At 63.0% G+C, this 16,497-nt stretch carries 14 protein-coding genes; 8 read left to right on the forward strand and 6 right to left on the reverse strand.

Translation table 11 applies throughout. The features are described 5' to 3' along the window. Nucleotides 1-80: 80 nt before the first annotated feature. Complete coding sequence (locus tag NKI69_RS00985; RefSeq protein WP_027039670.1) at nt 81-995, reverse strand: LysR family transcriptional regulator; 915 nt, start codon at nt 993-995, stop codon at nt 81-83. Nucleotides 996-1,146: 151 nt separating this feature from the next. Between NKI69_RS00985 and NKI69_RS00990 the strand changes: the two genes are divergently transcribed. Further along, nucleotides 1,147-1,788: a DUF47 family protein gene (locus tag NKI69_RS00990; RefSeq protein ID WP_352719605.1), complete on the forward strand. Its 642-nt coding sequence runs from the start codon at nt 1,147-1,149 to the stop codon at nt 1,786-1,788. Between the two features lie 3 nt (nt 1,789-1,791). Next, on the forward strand, nt 1,792-2,796 hold the full coding sequence (locus NKI69_RS00995; protein WP_023811692.1) for an inorganic phosphate transporter: 1,005 nt from the start codon (nt 1,792-1,794) through the stop codon (nt 2,794-2,796). Nucleotides 2,797-2,807: 11 nt separating this feature from the next. Here the strand turns inward: NKI69_RS00995 and NKI69_RS01000 are convergent, their stop codons facing one another. Then, nucleotides 2,808-3,185 (reverse strand): VOC family protein, encoded by a 378-nt coding sequence (locus NKI69_RS01000; RefSeq protein ID WP_352719607.1) that lies wholly within the window; start codon nt 3,183-3,185, stop codon nt 2,808-2,810. Nucleotides 3,186-3,454: 269 nt separating this feature from the next. On the opposite strand from NKI69_RS01000, the gene NKI69_RS01005 reads away from it, so the two are divergent. Continuing rightward, on the forward strand, nt 3,455-4,636 hold the full coding sequence (locus NKI69_RS01005; protein WP_352439705.1) for an Mrp/NBP35 family ATP-binding protein: 1,182 nt from the start codon (nt 3,455-3,457) through the stop codon (nt 4,634-4,636). A gap of 15 nt (nt 4,637-4,651) precedes the next feature. Here the strand turns inward: NKI69_RS01005 and NKI69_RS01010 are convergent, their stop codons facing one another. Continuing rightward, nucleotides 4,652-5,101, reverse strand: a complete 450-nt coding sequence (locus NKI69_RS01010; RefSeq protein WP_023811497.1) for an SRPBCC family protein — start codon at nt 5,099-5,101, stop codon at nt 4,652-4,654. 146 nt (nt 5,102-5,247) lie between these two features. On the opposite strand from NKI69_RS01010, the gene NKI69_RS01015 reads away from it, so the two are divergent. The 4 genes from NKI69_RS01015 to NKI69_RS01030 all read left to right on the forward strand — a co-directional run bounded on the left by NKI69_RS01015 (nt 5,248) and on the right by NKI69_RS01030 (nt 9,962). Beyond that, nucleotides 5,248-7,053, forward strand: a complete 1,806-nt coding sequence (locus NKI69_RS01015) for an IlvD/Edd family dehydratase (protein ID WP_023811496.1) — start codon at nt 5,248-5,250, stop codon at nt 7,051-7,053. Between the two features lie 250 nt (nt 7,054-7,303). Continuing rightward, complete coding sequence (locus NKI69_RS01020; protein ID WP_352719610.1) at nt 7,304-8,122, forward strand: chromate resistance protein ChrB domain-containing protein; 819 nt, start codon at nt 7,304-7,306, stop codon at nt 8,120-8,122. Next, a complete protein-coding gene (gene chrA, locus NKI69_RS01025; RefSeq protein ID WP_352719612.1) occupies nt 8,119-9,507 on the forward strand; it encodes a chromate efflux transporter in 1,389 nt (462 codons plus the stop codon). The genes NKI69_RS01020 and chrA overlap by 4 nt, the downstream gene beginning before the upstream one ends. A 56-nt stretch (nt 9,508-9,563) precedes the next feature. Then, the gene (locus NKI69_RS01030; protein WP_128304847.1) at nt 9,564-9,962 is read left to right on the forward strand and encodes a hypothetical protein; all 399 of its coding nucleotides are present in this window, start codon (nt 9,564-9,566) and stop codon (nt 9,960-9,962) included. Between the two features lie 46 nt (nt 9,963-10,008). On the opposite strand, the gene NKI69_RS01035 is transcribed toward NKI69_RS01030, so the two are convergent. The 3 genes from NKI69_RS01035 to pdxR all read right to left on the reverse strand — a co-directional run bounded on the left by NKI69_RS01035 (nt 10,009) and on the right by pdxR (nt 14,575). Continuing rightward, entirely contained in the window at nt 10,009-11,238 is a 1,230-nt protein-coding gene (locus tag NKI69_RS01035) for an aromatic ring-hydroxylating oxygenase subunit alpha (protein WP_352719614.1), read from the reverse strand. A 64-nt stretch (nt 11,239-11,302) separates the two neighbouring features. Then, nucleotides 11,303-12,892, reverse strand: coding sequence for a trimethylamine methyltransferase family protein (locus NKI69_RS01040; protein WP_352719616.1), 1,590 nt, complete (start codon nt 12,890-12,892; stop codon nt 11,303-11,305). Between the two features lie 189 nt (nt 12,893-13,081). Further along, the gene (gene pdxR, locus NKI69_RS01045) at nt 13,082-14,575 is read right to left on the reverse strand and encodes a MocR-like pyridoxine biosynthesis transcription factor PdxR (protein ID WP_023811490.1); all 1,494 of its coding nucleotides are present in this window, start codon (nt 14,573-14,575) and stop codon (nt 13,082-13,084) included. Nucleotides 14,576-14,845: 270 nt separating this feature from the next. On the opposite strand from pdxR, the gene pgi reads away from it, so the two are divergent. Further along, on the forward strand, nt 14,846-16,495 hold the full coding sequence (gene pgi, locus NKI69_RS01050) for a glucose-6-phosphate isomerase (protein WP_502900142.1): 1,650 nt from the start codon (nt 14,846-14,848) through the stop codon (nt 16,493-16,495). Nucleotides 16,496-16,497: the final 2 nt, after the last annotated feature.

Here is a 16,497-nt window from a genome sequence, read left to right on the forward strand (position 1 = left end):
GCTTAAGAAACCAGAGAAAACCTATGAAATCAATAAAGCGGTTTCGTTGTACGATAGAAATTTTCTATCGTTCCGTTTGGCTAACTCTGTCTAGCGGAACGGTTGGCGTGGAAATCGTCCGCCAGCGCCATTGCCTCGTCCAGCAGCGCCGAGACCAAAGGTGTGTGCGGTTCGCGCGGTGTCGCCACCAGGCCGACCGTGTGGCTGGCATCTGGCTCGATGATCGGAATGGCCCGGATCGGCTCGGAAAAGCCGAATGTTTCCGCAAGGTTGAGCGGCATGATCGACGACCATTTGCCGGTGCGGATGTGCGAAAACAGCACGATCATCGAATTGGATTCCAGCGTCGGTCGCACCTGCACGCCGGCTTCGGCCAGATGCTGATCGATGATGCGGCGGTTCTGCATGTCCGGCGTCAACAGACACAGCGGCAGGCTCGAGAGCTCCGCCCATGTCACTTTGTCGCGGTCGGAATAGGGATTTCCCATCGCGGTGATCAGTTGGTAGCGCTCGTCATAGAGCGGCACGCTGGTCACCCGCCCCAGCGGCTCGTTGTCGAGATAGGTGATCCCGGCATCGATGTCGAAATTGCCGAGCAGCGACAGCACCTCGATCGAGGTCCGCGACAGCACCGAAAAGGTGACGCCGGGATGCTTTTCGCGAAACGGCGTCGTCAGCCGCGGCAGCATGGCGAGCGCCGTCGGGATGGCGGCGATGCGGATACGGCCGGAAAGTCCGTGGCGCGCCGCGCGCATTTCCTCGCGCATGGTTCTGGTGTCGCCGACGATGCGGCGTGCCCACACCAGCACCTGTTTTCCCTCCGGCGTCAGCCCCTGGAAGCGTGAGCCGCGCAGAACCAGCATGACGCCAAGCTGGCCTTCCAACTGCTTGATGCCGGCCGAGAGCGTCGGTTGGGTGACACCGCACACCTCCGCCGCCCGGCCGAAATGCTCCTCCCTGGCGAGCGCGATGAAGAATTCCAGCTTGTCGATCATGCGATCTTTCCGGTCGTTCGCTGCAAGGTCGGGGAAATTGTGCTCTACCGCAAGCACCACGCACAATTGCCCGGCATCCACACCTTTAAGCCGGCTACCTGTTTCCCGCGGCGCGATGCGGCGCTATGTGGATGAAACTGGGAGATCGACCATGCTGGGCTGGTTCCGCAAGCTTTTGCCGCGCGAAGATCGCTTCTTCGACCTGTTCGAACGACATTCCCGCACCGTGGTCGGCGGCGCCGAGGCGCTGGAGCAGCTTCTCCAAGGCAGAGATATAGACCTCTGGTGCCAGAAAATCATCGATCTCGAAGATGAGGCCGACCAGATCACCGCGGAAGTCCTGCTGGCGGTGCGGCGCTCCTTCATCACACCCTTCGATCGCGGCGACATCAAGGACCTGATCCAGTCGATGGATGATGCCATCGATATGATGCACAAGACGGTCAAGACGGTGAAGCTGTTCGAGCGCAAGGAGTTCGATCCGCTGATGCAGGAAATGGGTGGCGTCATCGTCGCCGCCGCCAAGCTGGTGGCCGAGGCGATCCCGCTGCTCAGCAAGGTCGCGACGCATACTGTGCGCCTCAACGCCATCGCCGAAGAGGTAATGCGCGTCGAAAGCCGGGCCGACGACCTGCATGAGCAAGGGCTGAAGGATCTCTTCAGGAAGCACGGCAGCAGCGATCCGATGGCCTATATGATCGGCTCAGAGATTTATGGCCAGCTGGAAAAGGTGGTCGACCGCTTCGAGGACGTCGCCAACGAGATCAGCGGCATCGTCATTGAGAATGTCTAGGTGATGGAAGCCACCATTGCCTTTCCCGTGCTGGCCGGCCTCGTCGCCGTCGCACTGTTCTTCGACTTTCTCAACGGCCTGCACGATGCCGCCAATTCCATCGCCACCATCGTTTCCACCCGCGTGCTGCGGCCGCAATATGCGGTGCTGTGGGCGGCATTCTTCAATTTCATCGCCTTCATGTTCTTCGGCCTCCACGTTGCCGAGACCGTGGGCAAGGGTATCATCGACGTCAGCATCGTCACCCCGGCGGTGATCTTTGCAGCGCTCGTCGGCGCCATCGTCTGGAACATCGTCACCTGGATCGCCGGCATCCCGTCGAGCAGCTCGCACGCGCTGATTGGCGGTCTGGTCGGCGCCGGTGTGGCAAAGGCAGGCGTGGGCGCCATCGTCTGGACAGGGCTTGGCAAGACGGTTGCGGCAATCGTCTTGTCGCCAGCGACCGGCTTTATCCTGGCTCTTGTCCTGATCCTTGCCGTTTCCTGGCTCTTCGTGCGCCAGACACCGTTTGCGGTCGACAGCACCTTCCGCGTCATGCAGTTCTTTTCCGCCTCGCTCTATTCCCTCGGGCACGGCGGCAATGACGCCCAGAAGACCATGGGCATCATCGCCGTGCTGCTCTATTCGCAAGGCATGCTCGGCGCGACTTTCTATGTGCCGCTGTGGGTCGTGCTCACCTGTCAGACGGCGCTGGCGCTCGGTACGTTGTTCGGCGGCTGGCGCATCGTCCACACCATGGGCTCGAAGATCACCCGGCTGAACCCGATGCAGGGTTTTTGCGCCGAGACCGGTGGGGCGATCACGCTGTTTGCCGCGACCTGGCTCGGCGTTCCCGTATCGACCACGCACACGATCACCGGCGCCATCATCGGCGTCGGCGCCGCCCGCCGCGTCTCGGCCGTGCGCTGGGGCATTGCCGGCAATATCGTCATTGCCTGGATCGTCACCCTGCCGGCCACCGCTTTGATTTCGGCGCTCACCTACCTCGCGGTTGGCCTGGCGAGGTGAGGTGAGGAAATCTACCTGTCCACAAGGTTCAGGATGTTGCCGTCTGGATCCTTGAACCAGGCGACCTTCATTCCGTAACCGACGTGGATATCGCCCTCCAGTGTCAGGCCCGGCATCTGATAGTGCTCGAAGGCGACGCCCTTCGACTTCAGCGCCTTGACGATATCGCCGATCCCGTCGCCAACCATCCAGGTCACCGCTGTCGCCTTGTTGGTTCCGGCAAATTGGGAATGATAGACGTTGAGGGTGGTATCGCCACTTTTGTAGACGATCAGTTCGCCGCCCTCATCGTGCACCTGTTGCAGGCCAAGCGTTCCCTCGTAGAAAGCCTTGGCCTTTGCCAGGTCGCTTACCGCCAGATTTGCCATTGCGTTGCTGTTTGCGAGCATGATGGTCTCCTTTCCTGGTTGTCGGCCCGTGCTGGTCACCGAAATAGGTCGCCGCGATCGTTTGACGACTGTCGCTTGACCTGATTGTTGGCCGCATCGGCGCTCGATTATCTGGAAGACGTTTGGCGCGGATGAAATCCGACAGGACCCGCCGCTTTTTTCAGGCACGCCAAGACAGCCATTGCTCCACGGCTTGGTTCTGTCCGGAAACTGCATTATCTCAGGTGCAAGCTGCATCTCAGGCGCAAGCTGCGTAAGGAAAAACTGCCATGTCCGTCACCAAGGAAATCGTCACCGAGCGTCTGAAGACGGTCAACGGGCCGGATTTCACCGGCAACATCGTCGACCTCGGCATGGTTTCGGAGATTTTCATCGCCGACGGGAAGGTCTTCTTCTCGATTACCGTTCCCGCCGCTCGTGCCCAGGAAATGGAGCCGCTGCGCGCCGCCGCCGAGCGGGTCGTCAAGGCAATCCCCGGGATCGCAGGCGCGGTCGTCGCGCTGACGGCCGAAAAGAAGGGCGGCGGCATGGAGGCGCCGGTTCCGTCGCGCCCCGCACCGAGGCCCGTTCCGCCGGCTGCGCCCGCTGCCGCCGCGCCGCGTGCGGCTCCGCACGCGCCCGCCTCGCACAGTTCGGGCAAGCGTGGCGTGCCCGGTATCGAGGCAATCATCGCGGTTGCGTCCGGCAAGGGCGGCGTCGGCAAGTCGACCACCGCCGTCAATATCGCGCTCGGCCTCGCCGCCAACGGCCTGCGCGTCGGCGTGCTGGATGCCGACATCTACGGACCGTCCATGCCCAGGCTGCTCAACATCCACGGACGGCCGCAGACCGTCGACGGCAAGATCTTGAAACCGATGGAGAATTACGGCCTGAAGGTGATGTCGATGGGTTTCCTCGTCGACGAGGAAACGCCGATGATCTGGCGCGGCCCGATGGTGATGTCGGCGCTGACGCAGATGCTGCGCGAGGTCGAATGGGGCCGTCTCGACGTGCTCGTCGTCGACATGCCGCCCGGTACCGGCGACGCGCAACTGACCATGGCCCAGCAGGTGCCGCTGGCCGGCGCTGTCATCGTCTCGACGCCCCAGGATCTGGCCCTGATCGACGCGCGAAAAGGCCTCAACATGTTCAAGAAGGTCGACGTGCCGTTGCTCGGCATCGTCGAGAACATGAGCTATTTCATCGCCCCGGACACCGGCAAGCGCTACGATATCTTCGGTCATGGCGGCGCGCGCCGCGAGGCCGAGCGTCTCGGCGTCACCTTCCTTGGCGAAGTGCCGCTCGAGATGGGCATCCGCGAAAGCTCGGATGCCGGCACGCCGGTTGTCGTCTCGAAGCCCGACGGCGCCGAGGCGAAAATCTACCGCGACATCGCTTCGAAGGTCTGGGACCGGGTCAACGAAGAGCGTGGTGCAGCTGCTGCCGCCGTGCCGAGTATTGTGTTCGAGTGATGCCCGCTTGAGGGCTCAGCCGCCGACCTTTTCGCCGAACGACGAAAAAAACTGTCCGGCCAGTTTCTTCGAGGTCGATTCGATCAGGCGGCTGCCGAGCTGGGCGATCTTGCCGCCGACATCGGCCTTGGCCGCGTAGTTCAATACCGTGGCGTCAGGTCCATCTGCCGTCAGCGTCACGTCGGCGCCACCCTTGGCGAAGCCGGCAATGCCGCCCTTGCCTTCGCCCTGGATGGTGTAGGAGTGCGGCGGCTTCAGGTTCTTCAGCGTCACTTCGCCGTTGAATGTCGCCTTGATCGGTCCGATCTTCACCACCACGGTTGCCGCCATCTCGGTCGGCGACTTCATCTCCAGGCTCTGGCAGCCGGGAATGGTCGCCTTCAAGACCTCGGGATCGTTCAGCGCTTCCCACACTTTTTGCAGCGGTGCGGCAATGCGCTCCTCGCCTTCGATCACCAAAGCCATGAAAACCTCCCGGACAAGACTGTCGGAACCCGTAACGCACGGCTTGGTGCGTGTCTATCGCACCAAAGTCCGGTTGCGACCGCACGCCCTCTTGCCTGCTCCCGCGCGTTGCCATATCGATTTGTCTTACAAATACGGAGACCATGATGGCAGGCGCCCCAACCCACAAGAAAAAATTTCGCTCGCAGGAGTGGTTCGACAATCCCGACAATCCGGGCATGACGGCGCTCTATCTCGAGCGCTATCTCAATTACGGCCTGACGCGCGCCGAACTGATGTCCGGCAAGCCGCTGATCGGCATCGCACAGACCGGCTCGGATCTGTCGCCTTGCAACCGTCACCATATCGAACTCGCTAAGCGTGTGCGCGAAGGCATCGTCTCGATGGGCGGCATTCCTTTCGAATTCCCCTGCCATCCGATCCAGGAGACCGGCAAGCGCCCGACCGCGGCACTTGACCGCAACCTTGCCTATCTCAGCCTTGTCGAAGTGCTCTACGGCTATCCGCTCGATGGCGTCGTGCTCACCATCGGTTGCGACAAGACGACGCCGGCGCTGCTGATGGCGGCGGCCACCGTCAACATCCCGGCGATCGCGCTGTCGGTCGGGCCGATGCTCAATGGCTGGCACAAGGGCAAGCGCACCGGCTCCGGCACCATCGTCTGGGAATCGCGCCAGCGCCTGTCGGCCGGCGAGATCGATTATGACGAGTTCATGGACATCGTCGCCTCGTCGGCGCCGTCCACCGGTTATTGCAACACCATGGGCACCGCCACCACGATGAACTCGCTGGCCGAAGCGCTTGGCATGCAGTTGCCGGGCTCGGCCGCGATTCCCGCGCCCTACCGCGAGCGCGGCCAGATTTCCTATGAGACCGGAAAGCGCATCGTCGAGATGGTGCATGAGGATCTGAAGCCGTCCGACATCATGACGAGAGAGGCTTTCGAGAATGCCATCGTCGTCAATTCGGCCATTGGCGGCTCGACCAACGCGCCGATCCATCTCAACGCCATCGCGCGCCACCTCGGAGTCAAGCTCGACAATGACGACTGGCAGACGGTCGGCCTCAATGTGCCGCTACTGGTCAATTTGCAGCCGACGGGCGAATACCTTGGCGAGGACTACCACCATGCCGGCGGCGTGCCGGCGGTCATCGCCGAACTGATGAAGGGCGGGCTGTTGCCGCATCCCGGCGCGCGCACCGTCAACGGCAAGTCGATCGGTGAGAATAGCGAGGGCGTCGCCAACGAAAATCCCGACGTCATCCGCTCTGTCGCCAAGCCGCTGAAGGCCAATGCCGGCTTCATCAATCTTCGGGGCAATCTGTTCGATTCGGCGATCATGAAGACCAGCGGCATCTCGCCGGAATTCCGCGAACGCTATCTCTCCAACCCCAAGGATCCCGAGGCTTTCGAAGGCAACGCCATGGTTTTCGATGGGCCGGAGGATTACCACGCCCGCATCGACGACCCGGCGCAAGGCATCGACGAACACACCATCCTGTTCATGCGCGGCGCTGGCCCGGTCGGCTATCCAGGCGGTGCCGAAGTCGTCAACATGCAGCCGCCGGCCTATCTCATCAAGAAGGGCATCCACGCGCTCGCTTGCATCGGGGACGGCCGCCAGTCGGGTACGTCGGGTTCGCCATCGATCCTCAACGCCTCGCCGGAAGCGGCGATCGGCGGCGGACTGGCGCTGCTCAAGACGGGCGACAGGGTCCGCATCGACTTGCGCAAGGGCACGGCCGACATCCTCGTTACCGACGACGAGATCACCCGGCGCCGCGCCGAACTGCAGAACAATGGTGGCTTCCACTATCCCAAGCACCAGACACCCTGGCAGGAGATCCAGCGCGGCATGGTCGCGCAGTTCTCGGAGGGAATGGTGCTGAAGCCGGCGGTGAAGTATCAGGACGTCGCGCACACCAGCGGCGTTCCCAGAGACAATCACTGATTGCTCCGGGGACAATCACTGATTGCTCCGGGGACAATCATTGATTCTGGATCGACGGATGGCGGCTTGATCAAATCAAGCCGCCGTCGGTTTTCCGGTCAGCGTGTTGCCGGGTAGGTCGAGAACGGTCACCGTCCTTGACAAGCGCGCCCAACAAATCCACCATCATGACAAGGGGTGCATCGCGACGACCCCGTGAGGCGTCAGCCCAACGTTCGCGTCCAAGCTTCTCTTCCAGGAGGTGGACGCCATGCCGTCAACAACCGCTATCACTGTATCGCAACTGTCCCGGCTCATCGGTCTGCCGGGCGCGCCTGTCATTATCGATGTTCGCATCGATGACGATTTCGACGCCGACCCGCGCCTGTTGCCGGCTTCGTGCCGGCGCGATTTCAAAACCGTTTCGACCTGGGCGGCCGCATTCGCCGGCAAGCCGGTGGCCGTCGTATGCCAGAAGGGGCAAAAGCTCTCGCAAGGCGTCGTTGCATGGCTGCGCCATGAGGGGATATCAGCCGAATCCCTTGAAAGCGGGTTTGAGGCCTGGCGCGATGCCGGGGGACTTCTGGTCCGCACCGCCAAAATGCCGCGGCGCAATGAAAAGGGCGCCACCGTCTGGGTGACGCGATCGCGCCCGAAGGTCGACCGCATCGCTTGCCCATGGCTGATCCGGCGTTTCCTCGACCCCGACGCGGTGTTCCTGTTTGTCGAGCCCGCTGAAGTATTGGCTGTTGCCGACCGCTTTCAGGCCGTGCCGTTCGACATCGACAATGTGTTCTGGAGCCATCGTGGCGAACGCTGCACCTTCGACACGATGATCGAGGAGTTCGGGTTGGAATCCGAGGCGCTCGATCGCCTCGCCGTAATCGTGCGCGCGGCCGACACCGCAAGCCTCGACTTGGTGCCCCAGGCGGCCGGTTTTCTGGCTGCCTCGCTGGGTCTGTCGCGTATGTACCGCGACGATCTGGAACAACTGGAAGCAGGCATGCTGCTCTACGACGCGTTCTTCCGCTGGTGTCGCGACGCCACCGAAGAAACGCACAACTGGCCCGCTGCGGGTAAGCCGTCATGACCATTCTTGTCCCCGACAACAAGGCGGTGGCCGTCGAGCCGCCGGCTGCGCCGACCTTCGCGGAAGCCACGAAGGTCTGGGCGAGGATCGGATTGCTCAGCTTCGGCGGACCTGCCGGGCAGATCGCGCTGATGCACAAGGAGCTGGTCGAGGACCGGCGCTGGATCGGTGAACAGCGCTTCCTGCATGCGTTGAACTACTGCATGTTGCTGCCTGGCCCGGAAGCCCAGCAACTCGCCATCTATGTCGGCTGGCTGCTGCACAGGACGATCGGCGGCCTTGTCGCCGGCATCCTGTTCGTCGTGCCGGGCGCGCTGGTCATGCTCGTCTTGAGCAGCCTTTACATGCTCTACGGCGACATGCCACTCGTCGCGGCGCTGTTTTTCGGGGTTAAGGCGGCGGTGCTTGCCATCGTCATCGAGGCGGTGATCCGGATCGGACGGCGCGCCCTGAAAAACCCGGTCATGGTGTCGATCGCGGTCGCGGCGTTCATCGCCATCTATGCGTTGAATGTGCCGTTTCCGCTCATCGTCTTGTTCGCCGGCCTGACGGGATGGCTGGGGGATCGCATTGCTCCCGGCCTGTTTTCCGGCTCGGCCCATGGCAAGGACGATGTTGCCGACTTCAAGGGAGCGGTCGACCTGATGTTCGAGCGTGGCGAACTGGCCCATGTCAAACCGACCAAATGGCACGCGCCGCGCACCGTCGCCATCTGGCTGCCGATCTGGCTCGGGCCTGCACTTTTGATCTGGTGGTTCACCGGCTCCGCAAGCGTCTGGACCGAGATAGGCCGGTTCTTCAGCCTGATGGCTGTCGTCACCTTCGGTGGCGCCTATGCGGTCCTCGCCTATGTCGCGCAGGCAGCCGTCCAGTCCTTCGGCTGGCTGGCCCCTGGTGAAATGGTTGATGGCCTTGGGCTTGCAGAAACGACGCCGGGTCCGCTCATCCTGGTGTTGCAGTTCGTCGGCTTCATCGCCGCGTTCCGCCATTCCGGCTCGCTCGACCCGTTGCTTGCCGGATCGCTGGGGGCGTTGCTCACCCTGTGGGTGACGTTCACGCCCTGCTTTTTCTGGATATTCCTCGGGGCGCCCTACATCGAGGCGTTGCGCGGCAACAAGGCACTGTCGGCCGCACTGGGCGCGATCACCGCCGCAATTGTCGGGGTGATTATGAATCTGGCCCTATGGTTTGGCTTGCACGTCATCTTCCGTGAGGTGCATGCGACGGGTCTTGGCATGAATGTGCCGGTGCTTTCGTCGATCGACTGGCGCGCGGCCTTGCTTTCGGGTGCCGCCATGATCGCCATCCTGAAGCTGAAGATCGGCATGCTGCCGACACTCGCGCTATCCGCCCTTGCAGGGGTCTTGCTGGCGGCGGCTGGTTAGATAGCACCGCCTTTGTATGCCCACCACCTAAGTGGGCTGGAACGGAAGGAAACATCATGGCCGGACGGCGCTCTTCCCTCGGCTTCCTCGGAATGTTCGGCCGCTCGGGCGACTTGAGGCAGCTCGACGATGCATTGCGCGGCGCGGATCTGCATCCAGCCCTTGTGCCGGAGGGCGTGAAGCTTACCCTGGTCAATCTCATGAAGGATCGCTGGCCCGACGAGCCGCCACGGGGTACCTATGCGTCGGTGGCACAATTATGCAGCTATTGCATCGCGGGTCCCGAAACCTTCGAGCAAGCCAATGGCCATGAGCGGACGCTGGAAGCCGAGCGCCGCATCGAGGCGGCGCTTGAAACCGGCGACAGCCTCGACGCGCAGATCGTGCTGATGACACTGCATGCCAAGCTCATCAACCCCGAAGTCGTCGACCGATACGGGCTCAGCGCGGAATGACGCGAAAGGCAGGATCTGCCTGATCCTCCTAAGGCAGCCGAACCGTTCAGGCCCGGCTGATCTCCTCGAGATACCAGCCGATGTAGCGCAGTTCGTTGTGTTCCATGGGCGCGATAGGTCCGGGCACGAAATAGTGCGAGCGCACGCCGCGCGCGGTGTGCTCGATGATCTTCTTGTCCTCTTCTGTGGTGATCTTCCACAGCCAGGTCAGCTTCTCCAGATCGTAGTCCTGTCCCTCGACCGCGTCGCCGCGCACCAGCCAGATCAGTTCCATCTCGCATGTACCAGCCGTTTTCGGGATGAATCGGTAGATCATGCCGTGATCGGGATAGCAGACGAGAAAGGTCGTGCCGCCGAGATGGATGGAAGTGACGCCACCGTCATAGTCGGTGAAGCGGCCCATCAGCGGGGCCACCGGAGAGCCGTCCTGGCTGCCGCTCGAAACGCCGTCATAGAGCGCGTAGCGGAAGGTGTCGATTGCTTCCTGACCGGCCGCCGAGTTCTGCCAGCGGTTGGCGCTGCCGATCTCGATGCCGAGCGCGCAGGTGCGCTGCTCCATCGCCGCATTGAGCTGCTCGATCATCTCGGCCGGTTTTTCCAGCGCATGCGTCTGCGAATATTCCGGATGCGCCGGTCCGCAATGGTAGCATTCGACATAGTTCTCGACGGCGAGCTTCCAGTTGGCGTCGAGCGGATAGGACTGACGATACGCCACCTTGGCGTCGCCCCAGCCATATTGGCCGCAACTCGTGCGCAGCGACTGTTCGATCGGATCGAAATCGAGCGGCGTCTCGGCGAAGGAAATGAAGACCAGCCCGGAGGCGACGCGGACATGAAGCTTCTTCAGCCCGTGCGCCGAGCGGTCGAAATCCTTCGACATCAGGCGGGCAGCGCGCAATGAGCCGTCATTGGAATAGCTCCAGGCGTGGTAGGGGCACACGAACATCTTCGCGTTGCCCTTTTCCTTGGTGCAGACCTCGGCGCCGCGGTGGCGGCAGACATTGAGCATGGCATGCACGGTGCCATCCATGCCGCGTGTCAGGATGACCGCCTCGTCGCCCAGTTTGAACAGCTCGAAATCGCCCGGGTTCGCGATGACGCTGGCATGGGCCAGGCAGTGCCAGTGGCGGCGAAAGACACGTTCCATGTCGCGCTCGAAGATTGCCTGGTCATGATAGAAGGCACGCACCAGGCCGTGACCTGGCCGATGAGATGCCACCAGCCGATCGATCGCGTCGCCGTCTGTGTGGGCTTGCTGGATAGGATGCACACTCATTTGTCGTTCTGCCCGATGGTTGATCCTGGGTGGTGGCTGCATGGCTGCACGAACTCGTCTCCGGTCAGCCGCCCATTTGCGTGCGCGGCAGGTGGATCAGGTTGCCGAAACGGGCACGCAATCTGTCGTCGACCTGTTTTGGCACATGGCGCGGAAATCGTTCGGCAAGAATGCGTTTCTTCTCGGTGATCGCACGCAGCAATATATCAGGCCGGCCCTTTTCGTTCCATTCCTTCGGCGAGGAACGATCGCCGAGGGCGGGATAGAAGTGCTCGGTCTGCATCAGCTTGAGCGTTTGTTCGTTGTCGAGATAGTGGCCCGGACCCTTGAGGCAGACCTCGGCGATGCTGTCGATCGACAGGGCCTCGTCGGTCACGTCGATGCCACGCGCGCAGCCCAGGCAATGACCGAGCATGTCGTTGTCGATGACCAGGCTCTCCAGGCAGAAGCCGAGCAGCGAGGCATGCATGCCGGCCGCCTCGTAGACGAGGTTAAGGCCGGAGAGGCCGGCCATCACATTGGTGATGCCTTTTTCGTAGCCGGACTGAATATCGGGCAATTTCGAATCAGTCATGCCGGCGGCGGAGCCGCCGGGCAGGTCGTAGAATTGCGCCATCTGGGCACAGGCCGCCGTTGCCACCGACTGCTCGGCCGACCCGCCCGCCATGGCGCCGGTGCGCAGGTCCGACATGAACGGCCAGGCGCCGAAGATCGCCGGATGGCCGGGCTTGAGCGCGTTGACATAGACCAGGCCGGCCAGCACTTCGGCCACCGCCTGCATGACGGCGCCGGCCATCGCCGCGGGTGCCGTGGTGCCGGACTGGCCGGTCGACAGCAGCAGGATCGGGATGCCGCCTTCAACGCAGGCCTCAAGCACGCCGCAGGCATCCTCGGCGAATTTCATCGGCGGCACGACGAATGAGTTGGAGTTGGAAACGAATGGCCGGGCGCGGAAATTCTCCTCGCCGCCGGCGATGGCGTACAGCATTTCAAGCGCAGGCTTCACGTTCTCACGCACGGTGAAGGATGTTCCGACGTGCTTCGATGTTCCCATCACACAGGCATAAAGCGTGTTGAAATCCATCTCGAGCGGATCGGCGATGTCGCGCGCCACCATCGGCCGCTGGAAGAAATGGATGTTGTCCAGCCCATCGACGATGCGGGCGGCATCATAAATATCCTGCAGCTTGGACTCGCGGTACTCGCGCTTTTCGATATCCACCAGGTGCACGGCGATGCCTGCCGTGCCGTAGTGCACGCGCTTGCCCTGGACCACCATGTCGTGCCTGGGGGCCTGGCCATGAAGTGTGAAATGTCGTGCCGCCCGCTTGATGGTGTCGAGCACGAGCGCGCGCGGAAAGCGGACCCGGCCATCGTCGCCATGGACCGCCCCCACCTTGGTCAGTACCTTTATGCAGGAAGGAATGGCGTTGGCGAAACCCACTGTCTCCAGAAGCGTCAGCACGCCTTCGTGGATACGCTCGCGGTCATCCCCGCGCAGCGGCCCGTAGCCGCCGCCCTCGATGGCCTTGTGCTGTGGTCTGGTATCCTCCACTAGGGGAGATGATCGCATGGCATGTCCTGTTTCGCGAAGACCGGAGCGTTGTGGACGACGGTTCGCCGGCGTGTCCTGCTGTTCGACAGCCACTGGCATGGAAGCACTCCACCTTCGTCGGCAGGAACTCGTGGCGGTTGGTCCACCATCGGCCTGCTTCTTCCCCTGACGCCGACTATGCCGCCGGCACTGGCCCATCCTATGGGCCAGCTGGCCCAGTTCCATGTGCCAGAACTAAAATACCGGAGCCGCTGCGAGCGGCTCCGGTCACGAGAGATCAACGATGGATCAGGCGGCTGCGGGTCTGCGTCCGGCGGCCGTGGCCAGTTCGCGAATGCCTGGCTCGATGTGCTGCAGTGCGATCGACGAGATGCCCAGCCGCATGAAACGCGAAGGCTTTTCAGTGCGATCGAAGAAACGGTCGCCTGGCTCGATGATGACGCTGCGCGAGGCCGCTGCCTCGGCCAGCCCGCGCGAATCGGTGCCGCGCGGCCCTTCGAGCCACAGCGACGTGCCGCCGGCCGAATCGGTCGAGCGCCATTCCGGCAGGAAGGCGGAAATCGCATGGACCAGCCGCTTGCGCCGTTCGTCGAAGGCCGACGACAGCCGCCGCACCAGCGCCTCGTGGTGGCCGAGCGACAGGAACAGCGCGACGGCGCGCTGGTTGTTCGCCGGCGGATGACGCAGCATGAAGCGGCGCAGCGCCCTGAGTTCCGCGATCAGTCCCGCGGACGCCACGATGTAGCCGAGCCGCAGGCCGGGAGCCAGCGTCTTGGACATCGAGCCGACATAGACCACGCGGCCGGAGCGATCGAGGCTCTTCAGCGCTTGCTGCGGTGCCTCGTCGAGAAGCTGGCTGTCATAGCCATCCTCGATGATGATCTGGTTGTAGCGGTTGGCTCGCGCCAGAAGATCCTGCCGCCGCTCAGCCGACAACGGCACCATGGTCGGGCAATGATGGCTGGGCGTGACGAAGACGAAGCCGGAATCATTGGGAATAGAAGCGGTTACGATGCCGGACTGGTCGACCGGCACCGGCTGTATCTCCGCGCCCGCAAGGCGGAAGATCGAGCGGGCGTCGGGGTAGCCGGGGTCCTCCATCGCCACCTTGGAGCCTTTGGACATCAGCAGCGTCGCCAGCATGTAGAGCGCGTTCTGGGCGCCCAACGTGACGATGATCTCGTCGGGATTGGCGAAGATGCCGCGCCGGGGCAGGAGCCGCGCCTGGATCTGCTCGATCAGCAGCGGATCGTCACGGTCGACCATGTCGGACGCCCAGTTGCGGATTTCCAACACCGCCAGCGCCATGCGGTTGCACTCGCGCCATTCGGCGGTAGGGAACAGCGCCGGATCGAACTGGCCGTAGACGAAGGGGTAGGACGACTTGATCCAGTTCTCGTGCTTGGCCGGCGGCGGCATGTCGCTGGCGAAGATCTTGCGGCGTGCCTTCCAGTCGATCTCGTTGGCCTGGTCGGGCGCCTTCTGGTGCGGCTTGGCCGGTGTCGCCAGCACATCGGGATTGACGAAATGTCCACGCCGCTCGCGCGCCACCAGGAAACCCTGGTCGACGAGCTGCTGGAACGCCAGCACCACGGTTCCGCGCGCCACGCCAAGTTTTTCGGCCAGGATCCGGCAGGAAGGAAGCGGCATCGAAGCGGCGATCTGGCGGTCGAGAATGGCGGCCACGATGGCTTGGCGGATCTGCGCCTGCAGGGTTTGGCCGGATTCAGCCGAAATCCGGAACAGGCCGGACCATATCGCCGTATCGTTTCGCTGTGGCATGGGAGATTTCCTTGATGGCCAGCCTTTTTCGTTTGGCTGGACCAGCCGAACGTAACCGTGGCACAAGGGGTTGCGCCAATCAATTTTTCTGATCGTTGGGATTTATGCCAGTGATCCTTCACGCCATTTTGATGCTGCGCCGCGGCAGAGCTGCGTGACTCTGTGCGTCATCGCTGCGCATTGAAACGGGTGGAGTTCGGCCCGATAGATTGTCGCGACGACACGCGCCGGAAACATCCGGTCCGTAATGATGGCTCGAGGTCTCGGAGTTTGGCAGTGGATCAATCGTCCTTTCAAAAACAGCTCGCCGCCTTGCGCGATCACCGCGCTGCAGCGCCCGCCAGCATGCGCCAGGCCTTCGCCGCCGATCCCAAGCGGTTCGTGGAATTCTCCGCCACCGATGGCGATCTGCTGCTCGACTGGTCGAAATGCGCGGTCGATGCGACCGCCATGGAACTGCTGGAAAAGCTCGCCCTGGCCGCCGATCTCGAAGGTCGTCGCGCCGCTATGTTCGCCGGCAAGAAGATCAACGTCACCGAGGACCGTGCCGTGCTGCACACGGCGCTGCGCAACCTGACCGGCAAGGGCGTCACCGTCGATGGCCAGGATGTCAAGGCTGACGTCATCGCCGTGCTCGACGCCATGGGCGCCTTTGCCGATGCCGTGCGCTCCGGCAAGGCGGCCGGCGCCACCGGCAAGAAGATCACCGACATCGTCAACATAGGCATCGGCGGTTCCGATCTCGGCCCGGCCATGGCGACGCTGGCGCTGGCGCCCTATCATGACGGGCCGCGCGCGCATTACGTTTCCAACATCGACGGCGCCCATATCCACGACACGCTGAAGGGGCTGTCCGCCGAGACCACGCTTTTCATCATCGCTTCCAAGACCTTCACCACCGTCGAGACGATGACCAATGCGCAGACGGCGCGCGACTGGGTGCAGAAGGCGCTCGGCAAGGAAGCGGTCGGCAAGCACTTCGCCGCCGTGTCGACCGCGCTCGATCTGGTCGCCAAGTTCGGCATCGCGCCCGATCGCGTCTTCGGCTTCTGGGATTGGGTCGGTGGCCGCTATTCGCTCTGGGGCGCCATCGGCCTGCCGGTGATGATCGCTGTCGGCCCGCGGAATTTTCGCGCCTTCCTCGATGGCGCGCATGAGATGGACGAGCATTTCCGTACCGCACCGGTGCAGGAGAACCTGCCGGCGCTGCTGGGGCTGGTCGGCTGGTGGCATCGCGTCATCTGCGGCTACCCGGCGCGCGCCGTCATCCCTTACGACCAGCGCCTGTCCAGGCTGCCGGCCTATCTGCAGCAGCTCGACATGGAATCGAACGGCAAGAGCGTCACCCTCGAAGGCACAGAGGTGACGACGCCGACCGGACCGCTGGTCTGGGGTGAGCCCGGCACCAACGGCCAGCATGCCTTTTTCCAGCTGCTGCACCAGGGCACCGATTTCATCCCGGTCGAGTTCCTCGCCGCGGCCGTCGGCCACGAGCCCGATCTCAAGCATCAGCACGATCTGCTGCTCGCCAACTGCCTGGCGCAGTCGGAAGCGCTGATGAAGGGCCGCACGCTGGACGAAGCCCGCGCCCAGATGCTGGCCAAGGGCATGAAGCCGGCCGAGGTCGACAAGATAGCCCCGCACCGCGTGTTCTCCGGCAATCGCCCCTCGGTGACCATCCTTTACCGCAAACTCGACCCGCGCACCTTCGGCCGGCTGATCGCGCTCTACGAGCACCGCGTCTTCGTCGAGGGCACGCTGTTCAACATCAACTCGTTCGACCAGTGGGGCGTCGAACTCGGCAAGGAACTGGCCACCGGCCTTCTGCCTGTCGTGGAGGGCAAGGAAAGTGCCGCCAAGCGGGACGCATCGACCGCAGGCCTTGTGGGATTCATCCACCATTTGCGTGGCTCGGAGTGAAA

Source organism: Mesorhizobium sp. M0491, from assembly GCF_040321265.1.
GTDB lineage: Bacteria > Pseudomonadota > Alphaproteobacteria > Rhizobiales > Rhizobiaceae > Mesorhizobium.